Genomic DNA, 1,789 nt, shown 5'->3' on the forward strand with positions numbered 1-1,789 from the left:
AGGTTGGACACCTGGCGAGCAGTTTCAACGACGAGTGCGGCCGTTTTGCCGCTCACCCTTCGGGCCGAGCCGGGAAAGGGGGCAGGGCGGTGTTGCGGCTCTAGCCCAGGCTCCCAGCCTGTGCTGCAAGCCGCGCCTACCCCAGCCCCCTTTCTCGACTCGGCGGGGGGCGCTAGTCCCCTGATTCGGTGGACTCGGCCCAAGCTGGGCCTGCTGGCCTCGTCCATCTCGCTTGGCCTGTTGGCCTGCGGGGGAGGCCAGGAGAACCCCGCGAGCATCGCCTCGCCGCAGTCGAGCGAGCAGGCCTCGGCTAGCCGCCTTGATGCACCGGCAGCCAGCACTGAGACGGCAACCGCCAAGGCCCTGGCGGTGCGTGACCCGCGCCCGGTACCGCCGCCGCCCGCGCCGGTCATCGACGCCGTCAACCTGACCGACACGACCGCGCCGCTGCTCTTCGACGTCGGCACGCGCAGCTACGCGGCGCCGGTCACCATCAGCGGCCTGCACAACCCGAGCAACTATCGCGCGGCGCCCAAGCTGCCGGCCTGGCAGTTCGCCACCGTCGACCCGACCGGCGGCCAGCTGACCTTCGAGCGCGAGACGGCACCCGACACCGGCTGGCACAACCGGTCGCGCAAGGGCAGGGTGCTGGTCACCGGCGGCTCTTCGGCCGCGGCGAACCGCGTCTATACGGTGTTCAACAAGGAGCAGCTGCTGGCGGCTCTGCGCGAGGCGAAGAACGAGCCCAAGATCATCCGCATCGTCGGCCACATCGATTTCCGCTGGCGCGATGGCAACACGGTGTTCGAGGAATACACGGGCTTCCTGGACCAGAAGAACGGCGGCTCCTTCTCCATCCCGTCCAACACGACGTTGGTCGGTATCAACGACAGCAACGGCCGCCCGGCGCGCATCACCGGCACGCAACTGCTGATCGGCATCGAGGCCGCACTGGCGCCCGGCGGCGACCCCGAGGCCGATTTCAAGACCTGGGTCGCGGCGGGCAAGGACCCGGAGGCCTACCCGACCTGGACGCGCAACATCATCCTGCGCAACCTGGCCATCGACACGCCCTGGGACGTCAACCCCGAGGACAGCGACAACGCCTACATGGACGGCCTGACTGTCACGCGCGGCCAGCAGATCTGGCTCGACCACGTGACCATCAGCGATGGCGACACGCCCGATTCGCTGGCCAGCGACACGCGCCACGACGGCGCGCTGGACGTGGTGCGTGGCAGCGACTACGTGACCGTCTCCAACAGCGTCTTCAGCAAGCACCACAAGAACAGCCTGATCGGCAACGGCGACTCCGGCCGCGCCTGGAGCGACGCCGGCCGCCTGCACGTGACGCTGACCGGCAACTGGTGGAACTACGCCTACAGCCGCCTGCCGCTGGTGCGCTTCGGCCAGCTGCACATGTACAACAACCTCGTCACCGGCAGCACGACGACGAGCGACAACGACATGAAGTTCGGCTCGGGCCTGGACGCGCGCTACCAGTCCGACGTCATCAACGAGAACAACTTCTACGARTTCACCGGCCTCAAGCCCAAGGAGGTCTGCGGCAAGCTGGCCGGCGGCAAGGACGCGATCTCGATGCGCAGCAGCGGTCATCGCTTCATCAGCGACAAGGACGACCTGGGCAAGCCGATGACCGCCGTTGTCGACATCGAGCTACAGGGCTGCGAGGGCGTGCCGGTGGCGCAAAACTKGGTGCCGCCGTATGCCTACACGCTGCGCACGGCCGACGCCGCGCGCGGTGCCGTGCAGGCGGCGGCCGGTGCCG

1 protein-coding gene is annotated in these 1,789 nt (G+C 68.4%); it reads left to right on the forward strand.

All coding sequences use genetic code 11. The features are described 5' to 3' along the window. Window positions 1-369 precede the first annotated feature (369 nt). The coding region (locus tag AC1DU6_RS29850; protein ID WP_477861647.1) for a pectate lyase family protein at window positions 370-1,789 on the forward strand (1,420 nt) is incomplete at its 3' end.

This window comes from Roseateles sp. P5_B10, from assembly GCF_056400485.1.